The 18898-nt window shown below is 38.7% G+C and carries 15 protein-coding genes; 3 read left to right on the forward strand and 12 right to left on the reverse strand.

The features are described from left to right. Positions 1-4: 4 nt before the first annotated feature. Positions 5-2386 carry a 3-hydroxyacyl-CoA dehydrogenase NAD-binding domain-containing protein gene (locus tag ACQK2H_RS01280; protein WP_425389666.1) on the reverse strand — a complete coding sequence of 794 codons (2382 nt, stop codon included), beginning with the start codon at positions 2384-2386 and terminating at the stop codon, positions 5-7. Positions 2387-2420: 34 nt separating this feature from the next. Further along, positions 2421-2915, reverse strand: a complete 495-nt coding sequence (locus ACQK2H_RS01285) for a MarR family winged helix-turn-helix transcriptional regulator (protein WP_425389667.1) — start codon at positions 2913-2915, stop codon at positions 2421-2423. Positions 2916-3005: 90 nt separating this feature from the next. Between ACQK2H_RS01285 and ACQK2H_RS01290 the strand changes: the two genes are divergently transcribed. After that, on the forward strand, positions 3006-3563 hold the full coding sequence (locus tag ACQK2H_RS01290; RefSeq protein WP_425389668.1) for a hypothetical protein: 558 nt from the start codon (positions 3006-3008) through the stop codon (positions 3561-3563). Here ACQK2H_RS01290 and ACQK2H_RS01295 read toward each other — a convergent pair. Continuing rightward, positions 3560-4807: a cystathionine gamma-synthase family protein gene (locus tag ACQK2H_RS01295; protein ID WP_425393115.1), complete on the reverse strand. Its 1248-nt coding sequence runs from the start codon at positions 4805-4807 to the stop codon at positions 3560-3562. The genes ACQK2H_RS01290 and ACQK2H_RS01295 overlap by 4 nt on opposite strands. Before the next feature lie 21 nt (positions 4808-4828). Between ACQK2H_RS01295 and ACQK2H_RS01300 the strand changes: the two genes are divergently transcribed. After that, positions 4829-5410 carry an Lrp/AsnC family transcriptional regulator gene (locus ACQK2H_RS01300; protein WP_425389669.1) on the forward strand — a complete coding sequence of 194 codons (582 nt, stop codon included), beginning with the start codon at positions 4829-4831 and terminating at the stop codon, positions 5408-5410. Here ACQK2H_RS01300 and ACQK2H_RS01305 read toward each other — a convergent pair. The 8 genes from ACQK2H_RS01305 to ACQK2H_RS01340 all read right to left on the reverse strand — a co-directional run bounded on the left by ACQK2H_RS01305 (position 5387) and on the right by ACQK2H_RS01340 (position 16702). Then, a complete protein-coding gene (locus ACQK2H_RS01305) occupies positions 5387-7195 on the reverse strand; it encodes a tetratricopeptide repeat protein (RefSeq protein ID WP_425389670.1) in 1809 nt (602 codons plus the stop codon). The genes ACQK2H_RS01300 and ACQK2H_RS01305 overlap by 24 nt on opposite strands. Before the next feature lie 381 nt (positions 7196-7576). Next, positions 7577-9271, reverse strand: coding sequence for an Ig-like domain-containing protein (locus tag ACQK2H_RS01310; RefSeq protein WP_425389671.1), 1695 nt, complete (start codon positions 9269-9271; stop codon positions 7577-7579). Beyond that, positions 9268-10140, reverse strand: coding sequence for a class I SAM-dependent methyltransferase (locus ACQK2H_RS01315; RefSeq protein ID WP_425389672.1), 873 nt, complete (start codon positions 10138-10140; stop codon positions 9268-9270). Before ACQK2H_RS01315 ends, ACQK2H_RS01310 begins: the two co-directional genes overlap by 4 nt. Continuing rightward, positions 10140-12005: a tRNA uridine-5-carboxymethylaminomethyl(34) synthesis enzyme MnmG gene (mnmG, locus tag ACQK2H_RS01320; RefSeq protein WP_425389673.1), complete on the reverse strand. Its 1866-nt coding sequence runs from the start codon at positions 12003-12005 to the stop codon at positions 10140-10142. Before mnmG ends, ACQK2H_RS01315 begins: the two co-directional genes overlap by 1 nt. Positions 12006-12066: 61 nt before the next feature. Continuing rightward, positions 12067-12489 carry an rRNA maturation RNase YbeY gene (ybeY, locus tag ACQK2H_RS01325; protein WP_425389674.1) on the reverse strand — a complete coding sequence of 141 codons (423 nt, stop codon included), beginning with the start codon at positions 12487-12489 and terminating at the stop codon, positions 12067-12069. Further along, complete coding sequence (locus tag ACQK2H_RS01330) at positions 12489-12890, reverse strand: ATP-binding protein (protein ID WP_425393116.1); 402 nt, start codon at positions 12888-12890, stop codon at positions 12489-12491. Before ACQK2H_RS01330 ends, ybeY begins: the two co-directional genes overlap by 1 nt. After that, positions 12886-16305 carry a DUF4175 family protein gene (locus ACQK2H_RS01335; protein WP_425389675.1) on the reverse strand — a complete coding sequence of 1140 codons (3420 nt, stop codon included), beginning with the start codon at positions 16303-16305 and terminating at the stop codon, positions 12886-12888. Before ACQK2H_RS01335 ends, ACQK2H_RS01330 begins: the two co-directional genes overlap by 5 nt. 40 nt (positions 16306-16345) lie before the next feature. After that, the gene (locus tag ACQK2H_RS01340) at positions 16346-16702 is read right to left on the reverse strand and encodes a hypothetical protein (RefSeq protein WP_425389676.1); all 357 of its coding nucleotides are present in this window, start codon (positions 16700-16702) and stop codon (positions 16346-16348) included. Positions 16703-16723: 21 nt separating this feature from the next. Between ACQK2H_RS01340 and ACQK2H_RS01345 the strand changes: the two genes are divergently transcribed. After that, positions 16724-17389, forward strand: coding sequence for a ComF family protein (locus tag ACQK2H_RS01345; RefSeq protein ID WP_425389677.1), 666 nt, complete (start codon positions 16724-16726; stop codon positions 17387-17389). 63 nt (positions 17390-17452) lie between these two features. On the opposite strand, the gene gldJ is transcribed toward ACQK2H_RS01345, so the two are convergent. Continuing rightward, on the reverse strand, positions 17453-18787 hold the full coding sequence (gene gldJ, locus ACQK2H_RS01350; RefSeq protein ID WP_425389678.1) for a gliding motility lipoprotein GldJ: 1335 nt from the start codon (positions 18785-18787) through the stop codon (positions 17453-17455). Between the last annotated feature and the right edge of the window lie 111 nt (positions 18788-18898).

Genomic DNA, 18898 nt, shown 5'->3' on the forward strand with positions numbered 1-18898 from the left:
ACGTCTAATTTCTAAGTGGCTTTCCCTTGAATAAAATGCTTTGGATTCTTTCCAAAGTTTTTGGCTCACCGCAAAGACTCAAGAATGCTTCACGCTCTAAGTCCAGTAAGTACTGCTCGGAAACTTCTGTTGGTGCAGAAATATCTCCACCTGCCATGATCCATGCCAGTTTCTGACCGATCTTTTTGTCATGATCAGAAATGTATGATCCGTATTTCATTCCTTCGATTCCTGCATAGAACATTGCCAAAGCTGCTTGGCCCTGAACTTTTACATTGTCTCTCGGAACTGGCTGTGTATATCCTGCATCGGCCAGTGCCAATACTTTTTCTTTTGCGTCAGTCAAAAGGCGGGTTCTGTTAAGTGTAATCTCATCACCTTCCCGGAAGATATTCATGCCTTTAGCTTCCGCTGCAGAAGTGGCAACTTTCGCTGTTGCGATATTCATGAAATACTCCTGAAGGGTGTTCAGCTCCGGATCTCCAGGTGTGAATTCATCCGCTGCTCGAAGGGTCATCTCCTTCGTTCCGCCTCCGCCCGGGATCAGGCCAACTCCCACCTCTACAAGTCCAACATACGATTCTGCATGTGCTTGAACCGCATCACAATGAAGTGAAAGTTCGCAACCTCCGCCGAGTACAAGTCCGGAAGTTGCAGCAACTACTGGTACGCTTGAAAAGCGTGCTTTTGTCATCGTGTTTTGGAACGTACGCACCATCAGATCAATTTCATCAAACTCCTGATCTACGGCATACATGAAAAGCATAGCCAGGTTCGCTCCTGCGGAAAACTGTTGCCCTTCATTTCCAATGACTACTCCACGATAATCTTTTTCTGCCATGGTAATGGCCGTATTGATTCCTTCGATCACATCTGCATCCACCGAGTTCATCTTTGTATGGAACTCCAGGTTCAACACCCCATCTCCAATATCATAGATCGTTGCGCCAGGTTTCTCCCAAACGATGTTGTTTTCTTTGAATGCATCAAGGAAGATTAAACCTTCCGTTCCAGGCACTACTTTGTATGACTTGGAAGGAATGTCGTAGAACATTTTCTTTCCTTTTTCATACGTGTAGAAGCTTTCGAATCCAGCATCTACCATTTCCTGCACCCATGAGGCCGGCTCTTCACCTGCCTCTTTCATCTGAGCAAGAATGTCTTTCAAACCCATCGCATCCCAGGTTTCAAATGGGCCCATCTCCCACGCAAATCCAGCTGAAACAGCCTGATCAATTCGGAATAGCTCATCCGCTATTTCAGGAATTCGATACGTGCAGTATTTAAAAAGATCGAAGAAGGTTTTTCTATAAAAATCTCCTTCTGGTCCTTTCAGGGAAATAGCAATTTGTAATCGCTTATTTAAATCCTCGATGTTTTTTGTCTTATCGAGAATGTCAAGCTTTGATTTTTTCTTAGGCTCGTACTCGAAAGTTTTTAGGTTAAGTTCAAGAATCTCTTTCTTGCCATCTTCTTTCACCTTCTTGTAAAATCCCTGATTGGTTTTATCCCCAAGCCACTTTCTTTCATGAAGCTCCTTTACAATTTTTGGAAGCTTGAATCGATCTTTTGATTCATCTTTATCAAGTGCTGCATAAAGATTATTAGCAACATTCACTGTTGTGTCAAGTCCGACCAAATCCGAAGTTCGGAAAGTAGCCGACTTTGCTCTTCCAATTACCGGACCGGTCAGCTTATCAATTTCGCCCACAGAAAAATCTGTTTCAGAAATCGCATGCATACCGGACATCATTGAGTAAACACCGATTCGGTTCGCAATGAATGCCGGTGTGTCTTTACACAATACTGTTTCTTTTCCCAGATAGAGGTCTCCATATTTCATGAAGAAGTCTACAATCTCAGGATCTGTCTTTTCCGTCGGAATAATTTCCAACAACCTCAGATATCTTGGTGGGTTGAAAAAGTGAGTTCCGCAGAAATGTTTCTGGAAATCTTCGCTTCTTCCTTCCAGCATCAAGTGGATAGGAATACCCGAAGTGTTTGATGTAATGAGCGTTCCCGCTGTTCGTTCTTTTTCAACTTTCTCAAAAAGTGATTTTTTGATATCCAGGTTTTCAACAACTACCTCGATGATCCAATCCACATCTTTGATTTTGGATAGATCATCATCAAAGTTTCCTGTTTCGATCAATCGGGCTCTATCCTTATCATAAAGTGGTGATGGGTTTGATTTGATCGCTGTTTGAAGCGCATCGTTCACCAGTTTATTTCTGGCGGCCGGATTGTCTTTGTCTTTATCCTCCAGATCTCGTGGTACGATATCAAGCAAAACGACCTCCACTCCGATATTTGCAAAGTGGCAGGCTATCCTTGATCCCATAATTCCGGATCCTAAAACGGCTGCTTTCTTAATGGTTCGTTTCATTTAGGTTCTGTATTATCGTTTTTTAAAATAATTTCTAATGATTATGTACTAATCCTGAGCTAGCAAACTCATCTGCTATTTGGTCTGCTACTTTGTTAAACAATTTTGGGTCGTCAACAATTTCACTGATCTCCTGTGCTACTTCAAAAAATGTATTTAACCGGTTTTCGTCAATGAGTGATCTTATCTTAGAATTAAATTCCCTAACGGCTCTTCTGGATAGTTCTCTTTTCTCCTTGCCAACATCAGATAAAAATATTCTCACTGATCTTCCATCCGTTGGATCTTTTTCTCGATAGACCCAGCCTTTTTCCTCCATTGCTTTAAGCATGCGGGTGAGACTTCTGGACTCCATTCCTAGAAGTGGTGCTATCTTAGTTGCGGGAGTTCCATTTTCAACATCGATATTCAGGAGAACAAAACCAGTGGAAGCAGTGATGTCATACTGTGATCCAAATTGATTGTACATCCTGGAGATACTGTGCCAGAGACCTTTGATATTGTAGTCGACCGTTTCTTCTCTTTTCATAAGCGCACGCTGATTCTTCAAATATAGCAAAATTTGTTATGCATGCATACTATTTTTCGTGGCTCGTGCTTTTACTTTTAGATTTGAATTATGAGTGAACACAATATTCCGGAAGATTTTTATTCGTTTGAAACAAAGGCTCCTTTCGAGCGGTGTATCGAATGTGAGAAATATCTATTGAATGATGAAACCGAGTACATCATCGAAAAGGCAGTAAAGAATTATGAAGGGTATGAAGCGAAGGATGTAGTATTTGATTACGCAATCTGTATGAACTGTGCTGAACGAATGCGTAAAGAAATCTCAAAGGAATCATGGGAAAAGATGATGCAGTATTTTCAGGAAAATATGAATGTCCAGACGCAATTGGATTTGCGAGAGAATGGCCCGGAAGAGAACCTAAGAAAATGCATGATCAAAAAAACAGGGATTGATGATTGCAGAGAATATCAGATATATGCGCACTGTAAAGGAGGAAAACTCAATATGGACAATCCTCCTTATATGATTTCAGGTGAAGTGATGGAAGAACTACTTCCATTACTTTCAGATAAAACCATCGACGAAATGAACGGATTTATGAATAAGCATTTTTCTCCTGATCCATCATTGATGGAGCCGACACCCCCACGATTGATATTGGTTTAAACCTCCAACGCCTGCTTGATATCCCAGATCAGATCGTCAGCATTTTCAAGACCGACTGACAGTCGTACCAGGTTATCCGAAATGCCGTATTTCTTTCGATCCTCCGGATCTACTCCTGCGTGCGTCATGGTAGCAGGGTGCTGAGCTAATGATTCCGTACTGCCTAAACTCACTGCCAGCTTGATCAATTTAAGGTTGTTCAAAAATTTGAAGCTTTCTTTTTCCCCTCCTTCAAGAATAATCGAAAGCATGGCTCCAGCGGAAGCGTATTGTTTTTCGAAGATCTCATGTTGACGAGTTCCCGGCTTAAGCGCACCGAGGTAATGAATCGTTTTCACTTTTGGATGATCCTTGATTTCCTCATAAACTCGTGCTGCATTTCTGGCTTGTTGCTCCATTCGGACTTTCAGGGTTTCCAAACTTCGAAGAAGTAACCAGCCTGTCCAAGGTCCGGCCATGTTTCCAAGAAATGTACGCATTTCTTTGATCATCGCAATGTGTTCTTTGCTTCCCAGGCAAGCTCCTGCTATCACATCACTATGCCCACCGATGTATTTCGTCGCAGAGTAAAGCACCAGGTCAGCGCCATGCTTTAATGGGTGTTGCCAAAGTGGACCCATGTACGTGTTGTCCACCGCTACCACCGGTCGGTCTTCACCACTTTGAAATTTATCCGCAATCATGCGACACATTTCCAGATCCACCAATTGATTAGTAGGATTCGCAGGTGTTTCTACATACACCATTTTCAATTTATCCGCATGGCCTGAATCCTGTATCAGTTTTTCAATTTCTTCCTGGCTATCCAATGGGTCAAACCCAAGGATGTGAATGCCAAACTTTGGAAGCACGTGTTTTACAAAATGATCTGTGCCACCATAAATTGGGTTGCTATGTACAAGTAAATCGCCCGGTTCCAAAAACCGAAGAAGAGTGGTAGTGATTGCACCCATACCACTTTCGAAAACAGCAGCATCTTCCGATTGATCCCACAGCGTTAGTCGATTTTCTAAAATTTCAAGATCCGGATTGTTCAGTCGACTATAAATCAGTCCCAACTCCTCACCCTCATCTTTTTCTCTTAGGCCGTAGGCCTGTTCGAAAAATGCTTTGCCGTGCTCGGCACTTCGAAAGACAAATGTAGAGGTTTGAAAAATCGGTGGTTTGATGGCTCCTTCTGACAGTTCTGGTTTGAAACCATACGACATCATCAAACTTTCAGGACTCATCTTTTTCATAGCAATCACATTTTTTAACTAAGGTGAGTGATTTATCCACGAATTAAAACCGTAATAGAAAAATCATCTATAAATAGTCTATTTATTAATCATATTTTCTATACTTATGTAAAAACGTGGAGAGTAGTAGAAAAGAATATGGATGATTTAGATAAAAAGCTGGTTTCACTGCTTCAAAATAACGGAAAGCTTACCATGAAAGAATTAAGTGCTGAGCTGGGATTAAGTATTACTCCAATCTATGAACGCTTACGTAGGTTGGAACGCAATGAAGTAATTACCGGATATCATGCCTCAGTAAATCCAAAGAAGGCTGGTTTTGGATTTGAAGTGTTTTCATCCGTAACACTTGAATCGCATAAGTCTGAATACTTGCGAGAGTTTGAATTGGAAATTGCAAAGTTTAGTGAAGTAATGGAATGCTATCACCTGGCTGGGACATTCGATTTTTTAGTCAAAGTACTCGTAAGGGATATGGACGAATATGCTGAATTTGTCAATCGGAAATTGGCCAAGCTGAATAACATCCGATTGGTTCAAAGTATGATGGTGCTTAAAAAAATAAAACAGACGGCTGTCCTACCGCTAGTTGATAAAGTCTCCTCTTAATCTTCGGAATCTTTTCCTGGCTTCCGCCGCATACATGCTGCCCGGATAATCTATCATAAACTGTTGATATAGTGACTTGGCTTGTTCAACATCTTTGATGTGAAGGTCGTAAATCTCCGCTTTTTTAAATGCTGCATCATCGGCCAGGATATCATAGGAATATGCTGCCAAAATCTGATCGAGATAATTGATCGCAGATGCTGAATTCCCTGATTCCAATTCCAGTTTAGATTTTAACCAATAGATTTCATCCGTAATCGAGTGATGTTTGTATTCTTCCAGCATCTGGGTAAGGCGATCATTTGCTTCCTCTTTTTTATTTTGGAAAATGAGCAATTCAATATTTGCGAATTCTTGCATGACAGCATCCGTTGTGTCAAGCGCAGTATTATCTGTAATCAACATTCCGAGAGAGATGGCATCATTTGATATTTCGCGAGTGGTATTTTTTTTCAAAATATCCAAATGCCCTTTTGCCAGTGCAAAATTTCCGGTAAAGTAATGCAGTCGAGCATTTCGCAATTTTGCATCATAACCGAGCGGATGACTTTTGTATGCTTTTTCTACTTGAGAATAGAGTAGTGTTGCTTCCCAGGGCTCTCCCTTCAATAGGTAGATATCGCCTAAATCCAACTTACTTTTTGAGATCAGCTGCATCCCTGCGCGTGGATTCTGAACAAGTTGATTCAGTAGCTGTGCTGCAAAATCAATTTCATTCAAATAGAATGCGTGAAGTAACGCTTTACTTCGCAAGGCATCAAAAGATGTTTGGGATGGGTACAGTTCATCGTATAACATTTGGTACTGACCTGCGAGTTGTCGAATCTCTTCCCGATTGATTGGAAAAGTATTTTTTAACTTCTCCTCTTTGCTTTCCATCCAAAGTTTTCTGGCATACTGGTAATTTCTTGAATTAGGATATTGCTTCGCTATATATTCGAAAATTTCCTCGGCATCTTCATAGGCTTTATTTTCAAGAGCTATTCTTCCAATATCCATGGACCGATCACCCGGTCGTTGATTTCGCTTATCGATGGCTCTGGCCTGAACGAAAGCACCGTAAAAATTTTTTCGTTGCAATTCCACCCAGAGCAAGAGTTCTGCAAACTTGGTGTCTTGCGGATGCTCCTGCATTTTTCTGATGAGTGTTGATTCCAATTCATCCAGGTCTTCCTCTTGCTGGATAAAATTTTGTAACAGATTCTTGATGTAGCTCAATCGATTGGGACTATCCGAAGCATAATTCAAATACTCTTCAATCATCGATGGTTTGTCATTGACCATTCTGTAAATGGTTGCAAGTTCCAATGCATGAACAGAAGGGTTGTTTCTTAAATCTCTTGAATCATTAAAAAACTTTATTGCTTCATAATACAATTGTTCGCTGGCTAAGTATTGCGCCAGTATGCCTAGTTGGAAAGGGTTTGCTTTTGATTCTTTTCTTAATTCCTTAATGTAACTATCCAGCTTTTCAGTATTTCCAGATTCATTATAAACTGCCGCCAGATTTGCTTGAAATTGTAGATTGGAAGGATAAGTTTTAATTGCTCTTTTTAAAAACTTTTCTGCCTCATCAAATTCCCCGGTTGATTTTAATAGAGTAAGATAGTTTCCGGCAATTAATTGAAGGTTGTATGGATTTTCTGCCAGGTCATTATAAACCGTTTTTGCCTTCTCCAAATCTCCTTGTTGATAATACTCATTGGCAATTTGAATCTGGTCGTGATTCTGAGCTGTTATTATTTGAAGTGGAAAAAGAATGTAGAGTAAAATCTTTCGGATCATGCTAAGAGAAGTTCACATATATACATACCTATATTATATATATAAAGTTTAATTAAATACTATTCTTATTATTAGGGCTGTGGATACGTGGATAAGAATTTGAATTTATTCTTGCAAATTCAGATTGTTTATAAGCACTATGATTAAACTTTTTGGATTGACAAGTAATTAACATCTAATCGGTTGAAAGATAATGCTTTATGTTTTATTGTGGATAATGAAGGTTTATTGATTGTGTGAAATTAATTTGTTTATACGCTCTGATAACATGTAGATAGATGAGACTTTATGGAAGTTATGGATATGACTATAAATCGATTTGAATGAAAGTAGATAAACTGCTTATGTTATCCACTTCTTTTATGATGTTATACACAGGTATTAAAAAGATATCCCCATTTCTACTACCCAGTTTTCTCTAACTGACGTAGGTTCCGGATGTAGATAGATTGGTTCAGGTTCAGTGTCATTTAAGAGATTACCGTAGGAATACCTGCCATCCTGATCTTCATCAATTAAGACTCTTATTGTATAGGTATCTGCAGTTATATTTTTAAATTCAATTACCTTCTGATCACTAATTGAATATTTTACTGTACCATTATCATTGAGTAATTGTACAGTGAATCTGGGATAATCTGTTGTTACTGTAATTTTCAATACCGCTGTTGAGGGTTGTTTGGGCTGCTTAAAAGAAAACTCTTTTGATTTTGATGTGTCAGATTCTATGGAAATAATAGCGTTTTTTTCCATAATCAGTTTGAATGGAATAGTAGCCTGTTGACCAGTTAATTTTGGTTTGTCTGACTTAGTTATTGTATCTGACTGAGTAGTATCCTTAGGTAAGCTACTGTTATAAACATTAAGCAATGAGTCAGAATCAATGATAAAATCTAAGGATAGCTGTGTTTGGTTATAATTTAAGTAGCTCTTTGGTTTTAATTCTTGATTGAATGTAGAATCTGCCTGAAGTGAAAACTTTGTTGAATCAAATTTATGTATTGGTTTATTAAAATTCAGTGAGATCCTAAATGAGTCTTTGAACACAACAGATGTAGTTGGAGCTGAAACATTAAAGTCAGGTAATTTTCGATTTGATTCAAGGAAGACATATTTAATAGTGTCTGTACTCAGGTTTCCTAAACTATCACTGACATTGACAATCGATTGAGTGCTATCTCTATATGCTAACTGCTCAGGCTTATATAATCTAATTATGTCCTTTTTATCTCCGATAATTGTGTGGTTCAGAAACTCGGGTTGAATGGAATAGTTATCAGGCTGTTTATTGAATTTAATTTCAACGTATGGACCTGTAGGCCTTGCATTAATTAATGCGATTGGTTTAACATTTTGAAGAATACATCTAATTGGATCCAATAATAATGAGCTGTCCAGATGTATTGATTGTTCAAGAAATCCATGTTGTTCAGATTCAGGATCTAGCAAATAATTACCATTGTCATCATCAAAGGATATTATTTTGTACTTACCTGATTTAATATAATTAATTTGGTACTTACCATCAGTATCTGCAGTAGTAAAGTACATTGGATTTTGAGTGAAAAAATTGAGTGTATCTGTTAGTGGATATAAGCCCACGAGAAAACCGTCACCTGGTTTTTTAGTCAATAATTCTTCCACAGAACCTTGAACTGAAAGACTATCTATAAAGGGTCCTGTACTAAAAGCAAGTGAAAGGTTAACCACTGGATTCTTTTCAGTAATATCAGTAACTCCATCAGCAAAGTTGAAATTGTATGTAGTGGAGTCCTGAAGTGGTTCCTCTAGCTTTATTAAAAGCCTATTTCTCTTTGCAATGGATTTGTAGGTGACATCTGTTTTCGGTGTGATGATCAGTTGTTGTCTCAGTTGATCTGCACTTATGTATTCAGAAAATTCAAGGACAAATTCCTGTGCTTTAAAATTGGTTGTACCATTTAATGGATATGAATGTATTAGTGTCGGAGGGATGGTATCTTTTGGTCCACCTGTTGGCCTACCTGGATTTGCGCATCTCTGAAATGAGATATCAATTATAATTATTAGGAATATGCAGTATAGTAATTTCTTCATTTACGAAGGATGTAGATCAAGCTTGAATATTGGTTCGTTTTCTTTGCCTTTTGATTGGATAGATAACCGATCTTGAACGCATTGAGAATCCCTTTCTTATTCTTATATTTCTCACTTAGTATTGATACATAGTATGAATCAAACTTCATCGGTACCGTATCGATCAATTTAAGTTTATGTTTTGATGCAAATGATTTTATCGCGTGTTGATCAAAGTGATAAAGGTGTCGGGGAACATCATATGCTGCCCAAAATTCTTGATAATAATTTGCATCATAAGATTGATGATTTGGTAAGGCGAGGATCAGATATCCACCATCATTCAATTTATTTTTCAGTGTCTTTACGGTGTTCTTCAAATCGGATACATGTTCTAAAACATGCCAGCAAGTAATTATCTGTACTCCAGGTTTAAGATCAGATAGACTGCCAACGACTGCCTGATCATTCTTTTGCATGGCTATGTCTCTTGCCTTTGTATCAGGTTCATATCCATAAGCTTGCCAATTGTTATCCCTACATGTTCTTAAAAAGTCACCTGTACCACACCCGTAATCAAGAAGTGACTTATTGTCCCTAGCGTATTTGGCTACAAGTTGAAGTTTTTTTCGTAAGGTATATTTTCTTACAATCTTATAGACCAGGTTGATTAGACTATTGGCTCTATCCGTATGGGAAATATATTGATTGCTTTCGTAGTATTTGTGTAGATGCTCAGGTTTAGGTCTAGGGTTGGTAAAAACAAGCTGACATTTCATGCATTTTACCAATGCAAAGCTTTCCTTGGACACAGAATGATCATCACAAATGATGTGGTTATTAAACTGTGTGTGATTACATACGGGACACTCTTCTAGCTTTTCGTACATTACCGACCAAGATAAACCATTAGAACTGATACATCTGATGGGGAAACGCCACTTATTCTCGATGCTTGACCAAGTGTTTCCGGTTTAATTTTTAGTAGTTTTTCTTTTGCCTCTGCAGATAATGAAGCCAACTGATTGTAGTCAAATGTTTTTTTAATCTTGAGGTTTTCAAGATTATTCATTTTTTCAGAATTCTGCTGTTCTCTCTCTATGTAGGTCTGATACTTTATTTGTATCTCTGCTTGTTCTATGATGTCTGTCGAATATGAATTCAATGCCTTTTCGAATTCGTCTGAAAAGATTTTGAAATCATAGATAGATATTTCCGGTCTTTTAAGAATGGTAGCAAGTGATGATTTGTCCTTTATTGGTGCAGAAGATAATTGAGCTAATTTATCTTCCACATCATTGGGTTTAAATTGAATGTTGTGAAGAAGCGTTTTTAACTCTTCTGTTTCTTGTTTTTTCTTATTGACCTGTGCAAGTCGTTCATCAGTAGCCAATCCTACTTTATGGCTGATCTCTGTGAGTCTTAAGTCAGCGTTATCTTGTCTTAATAAAAGTCTAAACTCAGCTCTTGATGTAAACATTCGATATGGTTCATCAGTGCCCTTGTTAATCAGATCATCGATTAAAACACCGATATATGCCTCATTTCTTTTAAGAATAAACGCTTCTCGTTCCTTTATTTTAAGGTGAGCATTTATACCTGCCATCAATCCTTGACAGGCTGCCTCTTCATATCCAGTGGTACCATTGATCTGTCCGGCAAAGTATAAGTTCTCTATGATGTTAGTTTCTAGTGTATTGGAAAGTTGAGTAGGTGGAAAGAAATCATACTCGATCGCATAACCCGGCCTAAACATTTTAACGTTTTCAAATCCCGGAACCATTCGAAGGGCCTTGAACTGTACATCCTCAGGGAGAGAGGTAGAGAAACCATTGACATATATTTCAACTGTATTCCATCCTTCAGGTTCAACGAATATTTGATGTCTGTCCCTTTCTGCGAAACGATTAATCTTATCCTCAATGGATGGACAATACCTTGGTCCTAAGCCCTGAATTCTACCATTAAACATGGGAGACTTTTCAAATCCTGTTTGTAATATTTCATGTACTTGTGGATTGGTATAGGTAATGTGACAACTTCTTTGTTTGGTTAAAGGCCTTGAGGAATCAAGGTATGAGAATTTACCTGGCAGCTCATCCCCTTCTTGCTCTTCCATTTTGCTATAGTCAAGTGATCTGCCATCAACCCTTGGGGGTGTTCCGGTTTTCATTCTACCAGATTCAAAACCAAGATCTACTAATTGCTCGGTAATACCTGTAGCAGCCCTTTCTCCTGACCTGCCACCACCAAATTGCTTTTCTCCAATATGAATAAGACCATTTAGAAATGTGCCATTGGTAAGCACCACAGCTTTAGCCTTTATTTCTAGCCCGATTCCTGTAGTTACACCCACGACCTTATTATCTTCAACAAGTAATCCATTCACCATTTCCTGCCAGAAATCTAGATTATCAATCCCTTCAAGGGAAAGCCTCCACTCTTCAGCAAAGCGCATTCTGTCCGATTGGGCTCTTGGACTCCACATTGCCGGACCTTTAGATCGATTTAGCATTCGGAATTGAATCATTGATTTATCAGTTACAATTCCTGAATATCCTCCTAGAGCATCTATTTCTCGGATTATTTGTCCTTTTGCAATACCTCCCATAGCCGGATTGCATGACATATGAGCAATAGTATTCATGTTCATGGTAACTAAGAGCACCTTAGATCCCATGTTGGCTGCAGCAGCGGCTGCTTCGCAACCTGCATGTCCTGCTCCCACTACTATTATGTCGTATTCTTGTAGCATATTGTTGATGTTTCACGTGGAACCTTTTACCTGATCCCACCCTCATGTTTCACGTGGAACGTTAATTATTTAGCAAAGATAAACAGGCGTCTTCTTTTTCTCTCATGACCTTTTTCTCTTCTTCCGATTTATCTCCAAAACCCAGGAGATGAAGAACACCATGAATCATCACGCGGTTCAACTCTTCTTTAAATGTGGTGTTTTGGTTGGAGGCATTTTCTTTTACTCGATCTACACTAATAAAAATGTCAGACTCAATGACTCCTGCTTTATCCGAGTTATCGAACGTTATAATATCAGTATAATAGTCGTGATCCAAATGCTCCTTATTAATTGCGAGCAAATATTCGTCTGAGCAAAAAATGTAATTAAGCTCCTGAAGGTCGTAGTTGTGGTTAATGATTATGGATGAGATCCAGTCAGATTGTTCAGAAGAGTTTGAAAGACTAAAATCAATATCCTCTGAAAAGTAATGGATGTTCATTAGGAAAGATAGAAACTAAGCTCTGCAACCCTTCCGTCCTTTTTGAACGATACTTCGTCGCAAAGATTCTTCATTAGAAATATCCCCCTTCCGCCCGGTTTGCTTAAGTTTTCTGGTAAGGTAGGATCCGGGAGATCATTGTAATCAAAACCAGGGCCTTCGTCCTCAACAGTAAATTTGATGAGAGACTCCTCAAGTGCTAATTGTAAGACCACATTTTTCTTGCTATCCGATTGGTTTCCATGAACAATGGCATTGTTAACGGACTCTGTAACGGCAATCATAATGTTCCCATAAATGTCATCGTTAAGCTTGTACTGATCCTTTGCATTGTCAATAAAGCTTTCAACTATCCTAATGTTTTCAGGAAGGGATGGTATCTGTATTTGAATGTTGTCAATCATTCTGTTGTTCTGAACTTAAGCGTCTAAAATAGTCGTTTACTTCTTTTTTATAAAATGGATTTAACTCTACAGGAATAGTTTTTAGTAGTTCTATCTCTTTTTTCTTCAATTCGAGATATTTTTCGAATCCTGGCGGAATTTCTCTTGTAATAACAGAAGGTCTTTGCGCTTCTCTTTCTTCTTCCATTTCCTGGTCTCGCTGTGCTTTTTCTGCCTCTAACATCCGGGTGGTTATTTGTTTTTGACGATTGATTAATTGCTGTGTTAATCGCTTATTAACAAGATCAACCTCATTTTGTTCCATCATATCAATCGCTCTTTTGAGATCATCACCTCCTAGTCCACCTCCCGGTTTTCCGTCTTGTGCTTCTTTAAGCATTTCCATCTGCCTCCGGATCATTTCTTGTTCTGCTGCAAGACGAGCAAGTTCTTCAGAAAGCTCCCTGCCGGATTTGCCTGAACCCTTTAGTTCATTAATGCTCTCGCCAAGTTGATTCTGTAACTCTTGTAAATCAGGAAGCCCCTGTGATTGTTGATTTTGCTGGCTGGAATTGCCCATTGCTTCTGACATGGCCATTTGCATCTGCTGCATGGTATCGTCGAGTAATAGCGCCAGGTTATTAATAGATGTCATCGCAAATTGCTGGCTGGAAAGGGCTCTGCCTCGGTTTCTGTCTTTTAAGTATTCAATTGCTTCATCAATATTATCATTAATTGATCCAACTTCACGCGTAATAAAAGAAGAGATTTGAACCACTTTAGATGCTAATGATAAGAGACTGTCTTGAATAACTTTTGCATCATCTTTTAGTTTTAGCTGATTTTGAGATAATTCTAGAAAACGAGGGTCTGATTGATTGACCTCCCTCATTTCAAGCATTATTTCTTCTTGGTGAAACGATAGTTTCACTAGGTTATCCAGAATGTCTCTTAGTTGATCTAAGTTGGCCTGCATCATTTCCATTTGCATGCCACTCTGCATATTATTCATCTTTTTGCTCAGGTTCTTCATTCGCTGAGCTGCGCTTTTTTGCTTTTGTTGTGTGCTATTAGAATTCTGTTGTTTTTGTTTTTGACTATTTTGCTGGTTTTGTTCCTGAGGACTGCCTTCTTGTTGTTCTGCCCCGTCATTTTGTTCCTGATTTTCGCCTCCTTCTCGATTGCCTTCGTTTTCATCACTTTTGCTGCCTTCACTGCGCTGTTGCTCTTCTTGCTCCATTTCTTCAAGAATTTCCCTCAACTCTTTTGCGATTTGTCGTTCTTCTAACTCAAAATCCTCCAATGCTTCAGGTCTTTTTAGTTCCTGATTCATCTCCTGCACGTCATCCATCTTTTCACGAAACTTATCAAACTCTTCGTTGATTTTTTCCTGCATCTCTTTGTTTGAGGCGTTTTCAGAGGCGTTTTCTTGTTCTGAGCTCAGCGTATCCAGCTTTTGAAGATTTTGTTCAAGTGCACTTTCCATCTTTAAGCGTTTGAATAATTCTACCGCTCGCTCTAAGTCTCTTTCCAGGTTTTGCTCACTTTTCTTCAGTTTTTCTACTTCCTGGCTTATCTGATCTGATGGACTGTTCTCACGCATCAATTCTTTCAGCTTCTCATAAAGCTCTTTAGTTTCTTCGTCCATGAGCTGATCCAGTAGCTCCTGCATCTTTTGACTCTTTTCTTGAAGTTGACTGCTTTGTTTTTGAAAGCGGTCATTTGACTTCAATAAATCTTCATGCTGCTTCTTTAGCTTTTCAATTTCTTCACTTAGCTTTTCTCGATCATCAATTACGTCATTGAGTAGCTTTTTTTCTTGCCAATCGAATTTTTGTTCTGATTTAAGCCGATCCTCTATTTCTTCAAGTCGCTGGGCAATTTCTTCAGCCCTTTTTTCGGTGTTGTCCAACTGATCTTCTACTCCACTTTGTTTTTCTGAAATAATTGCGTCTATTTCTTCAGTTGTTGGAATCCGAAGAATAAATGTGTTTGCACGAGATTCTTTAGCCCCATTGATTGCATCATTATCCAAAACGCTCACAAATACTTCCAATGTTTCTCCAGGCTGTATATTTAGCGTATCAAGGCTCCAGTTTGCATAGAAGCTTTGATTTCCAGCTTTCGTGTTGATTTCAAGTGGAATTTTGGAAAAACGCTTTTGTCCTTCTTTCTTGTAGTTGATGTTTAATGATGTAAAACCGTAATCATCAGCTATTGACCCGGCAATCGTTAGAAACTGATAGCCAACAGAATCAGGGAAATACTCAGCTATTATTTCAGGATATTGATCTTTTATCACATCGATCGTGTAGGTTAACTCAGACTTGTTTCGGCTGAATTCATTAAATAGCTGAATTTGATAAGTACCCCCTTTTGTGATGCGTTCCTGAAGTGAGTAAGTATTTTCATTGGTTTGTGGAATTCTTACTGAACGATCATTTAAGACAAGTTTTGCACTATCTGATGCTATTGTGTTTATGTCCCATATAACTGAGGATCCTTCTAAAACAGTTAGATTTCCGGTATTTTCTATGGATTTTCTTTGCCCTCCTGTATATGCCGGCTCTGTGATTTGAATAAACATTGAAACCAAGTCAGGCCGATCATTTACTTGAATGGTTAATGTTTTAGAGCGAAACCCCGCCGCTTCAAATTGAATTGTTTTGTTTGATTGGATTTTTGGAAATGTGTATTCAAATGTCTCGTCTATTATTGGAATGGAGATTCCCCTGCTGGTATTTTCGATGAGTATTGAGACAGATTCAGGGATTTCATTTCCGTTAATTTTTCCTCTAATTGTGAGGTCTTCTCCTCTAAATGCCTGAAAATCCTCATTTAATATTTCGTACGAGAATGGTGCTTTCGGAATGTATTCTTTTTTGAAGTTCACAATCCTTTCCGAACTGTCAGTAATAATTGATGGATTAATGAATGAAACCATCAAAAACCCTGCACATACTAGCAGCAGAATAAAGGCGTATTTCTTAGCTACTTTAAAATTTACTGCCTGAATAAACTGAATTTTACTGAAGTCTTTTGACTTTTTATCAATAGCGGCATTTAGTAGCTCATTGTTAGCCAGCCTGCTCAGCTGTAATGTATTAAGGAGTTTATCTTCAATTTGGGGAAAGTGCCTGGCTATCTCTATTGCTGCTTGTTCATCATTAAGGCCTTTTTTTAAATGGGCAAGCTTAAGAATTGGTTGGACAATAGAAGAGTAAGCCGTGACCATTATAAATGCAAGAAAGCCAAAGAATAGTATCGTTCTTCCTGTTACACCTAACCAGAACCTGCTTTCCAAGCTATTAATTGCAAGAAAAACAACAGCATTAATTATCAGGAAGCTAAGAATGCCAATGATTAGCTGCCGGGTATAATACCTTCGTTTGAAGGACTCAAGTTTGTCTTTAATTTCTTCTATGCCACTCATTGTTGGAGTGTAAACGGACAATTAGAATCAAAGGTGCATGTTACCAGCCAATTTCTTCCTTGAAATATTCTAAAATCTGAATTTTTAACAATTTTTCCTGCTCAAGTAAGTCAAATCGGGGCAACTTTTTAATCAACTTCCAGTGAGGCCAGCCATCTTCGTCCAAGCCCTCTAGCTCATAATAGCCAGCCAGAGATAGCACTTTGCAAATCGCAATGTGCATAATGTCCTGTTTTTCTTCTTTTGAAAAAGATTTTGCTCCCATACCAAGCTCTTGTAGTCCAATTAGAAAAAGGACAGAGTTGAGATCCGCAGGACGTTTTCCTGTCAGTTCCTTTAGTTTATACAAAAGCTTGACCCAATCTTTTTGTAAGTCCAGGTCTTTTTTAAAAACCATTATGTAACATTGTTTTTAGATATGATTCGTGACTTTATATCATTAATCTTTCCGATCAATTGTATCAACTGTAAGCAATCACTTATTTCGGAGGAAAAGTACTTATGCACTTCGTGTAAAATAGACCTTCCTCTGACAAACGATCATCAAAATGAATCCAATGATCTGTTTAAAAAGTTTGCATTTGAACCAAAGATAAGATCGGCGGCTGCTTATATGCACTTTAATGTCGGAGGAATTACCCAAAAACTGCTGCATAATTTCAAATACAAAGGTCAGAAAGAAATCGGTATGCTATTGGGCAGCTGGATGGCACCTACTCTGGACCATTTCACTTTTGATGAGATCGTGCCAGTCCCATTGCACCCTCGAAAACTTCGCAAAAGAGGATTTAATCAAAGTGAGGTTATTGCGAAACAGATTTCTGACTATTATAAAGTTCCTGTAAATACAACATTGATTGAGAGAGAAGTATATACTCAGAGCCAAACCAGAAAAAGCAAAGCAAACAGATGGTCGAATATGCAAAATGTTTTTTCTAAAGCAACTACAGATTGTTCAGGAAAATCAATCTTGGTAGTGGATGATGTGATCACTACAGGAGCAACGGTCGGTATGTTATGTGAGCGATTGGTTGAAGCTAGTGTTGATCAAGTCCATCTTGCTTCAATTGCCCGAGGGAACTAGACCAAACAAAAAGGCCATCCTAGCAATAGGATGGCCCTTTGAAAAATATGTGAGATCTTATACTTAGAAATTAGATCCGGCGCGAATCATCGCACATCTGAATCCAATCGTTGATGTTGCTGAATCTTCAAATAGGAATCTTCTTGTTCCTGGTGATAACCAATAAGCTACATCAGCCCATGAACCACCTTTATAAACTCTTACTCTTCTAACCGGAGGATTATCCGCATTGTAGGATTTCTGCAAACCAGAAGTTTTCACCCACTCATCTTCAGTATATGCTGACTCATTTCCAATGAAAGAGAAGTTTGCATCATAACCTTCTTCAGAATCTCCAATTGCATCCCTTCTGGCCGGGTTTAAATCATCCATATCCTGAAATGAAAGAGGTCGATATACATCCTGTACCCACTCATTGACATTTCCTGCCATATTGTACAGACCAAAATCATTTGGTGGATAGTCATAAATGTAAGTAGTGATCATCGCGCCATCATTTAGCTTACCAGCAATACCGGCATAATCACCATTTCCTCTTTTAAAGTTTGCAAGGAAATAACCCATGCTCTTTCCATAAGGATTTCTCAAGGCATGACCATCCCATGGATAAAGTCTTTTGTGTGTTTGATTTTCATCTAACCACTGAGTTCCAATTAATGCTTGAGCTGCGTATTCCCATTCTGCCTCAGTCGGTAGGCGATAGTCTGGAAGTACAAACCCAGAGCTAAGACCAGGAACATCAGCTACAGGAGCTGCTACGGCACCACCCTCAGCACCGGCAAATGCATCTTCTCCAGATGCAACCGGATCAAGATACCCTGCTTCTTCAGCAAGTTTAAGGTTTACAACTGTAGTTCTCCATTTGCAATAGTTCACAGCTTGTCTCCAGTTTACTCCAACAACAGGGAAGTATCTAAAACCAGGATATCTGTAATAACTATTTACATAAGGATCGTTGTAAGCAAGATCTTTTGCCCAGACAGTCGTATCAGGAAGGTTGTTTCTCCAATAGTATTCGTCTGAGTCTTGTTTGATGTAATATTCGTACTCCAACCAATGAATGTTGGCTACTTCTGTCTCGTCCATATAAAAAGACGCAACTGTAACGGCTCTTTCTACATTGTCGTGGGCATAAATGACATCTTCTTCAAAAGAACCAAGCACAGTTCTACCACCTTCAATAAAAATCAGGTTTGGTCCGTCTGGCTGTCCTTGAAAATCATTTACTTGAAAACCACCTTCTTCGTTAAACTCCAGGCCGGTGGCTGAACTGGCATAGCCTGGGTTTTCTGCTGATGGCGCTCCGCCACCACCTCCAATGAGGTTACATGCACTAAAAAAAACTACAGCCAAGCTGACATAACCAGTCTGTTTAGCTGCTCTCACATAATTTTTCATAACACCGTTTGAATTTGTCTTGAAACGTTTCAACGTACTAATAAACACAAATATTTCAAAAAAGCCATCGTAAGTCAATGGATTTTAGATTAAACCTACATATCTAATGCT

The organism is Ekhidna sp. (assembly GCF_965228795.1).
Taxonomy (GTDB): Bacteria; Bacteroidota; Bacteroidia; order Cytophagales; family Cyclobacteriaceae; genus Ekhidna.

Coding starts and splice junctions, on each gene's coding strand:
- ACQK2H_RS01280 (WP_425389666.1), bottom strand. CDS start 2,386: ATGAAACGAACCATTAAGAAAGCAGCCGTTTTAGGATCCGGAATTATG.
- ACQK2H_RS01285 (WP_425389667.1), bottom strand. CDS start 2,915: ATGAAAAGAGAAGAAACGGTCGACTACAATATCAAAGGTCTCTGGCAC.
- ACQK2H_RS01290 (WP_425389668.1), top strand. CDS start 3,006: ATGAGTGAACACAATATTCCGGAAGATTTTTATTCGTTTGAAACAAAG.
- ACQK2H_RS01305 (WP_425389670.1), bottom strand. CDS start 7,195: ATGATCCGAAAGATTTTACTCTACATTCTTTTTCCACTTCAAATAATA.
- ACQK2H_RS01310 (WP_425389671.1), bottom strand. CDS start 9,271: ATGAAGAAATTACTATACTGCATATTCCTAATAATTATAATTGATATC.
- ACQK2H_RS01315 (WP_425389672.1), bottom strand. CDS start 10,140: ATGTACGAAAAGCTAGAAGAGTGTCCCGTATGTAATCACACACAGTTT.
- mnmG (WP_425389673.1), bottom strand. CDS start 12,005: ATGCTACAAGAATACGACATAATAGTAGTGGGAGCAGGACATGCAGGT.
- ybeY (WP_425389674.1), bottom strand. CDS start 12,489: ATGAACATCCATTACTTTTCAGAGGATATTGATTTTAGTCTTTCAAAC.
- ACQK2H_RS01335 (WP_425389675.1), bottom strand. CDS start 16,305: ATGAGTGGCATAGAAGAAATTAAAGACAAACTTGAGTCCTTCAAACGA.
- ACQK2H_RS01340 (WP_425389676.1), bottom strand. CDS start 16,702: ATGGTTTTTAAAAAAGACCTGGACTTACAAAAAGATTGGGTCAAGCTT.
- ACQK2H_RS01345 (WP_425389677.1), top strand. CDS start 16,724: ATGATTCGTGACTTTATATCATTAATCTTTCCGATCAATTGTATCAAC.
- gldJ (WP_425389678.1), bottom strand. CDS start 18,787: ATGAAAAATTATGTGAGAGCAGCTAAACAGACTGGTTATGTCAGCTTG.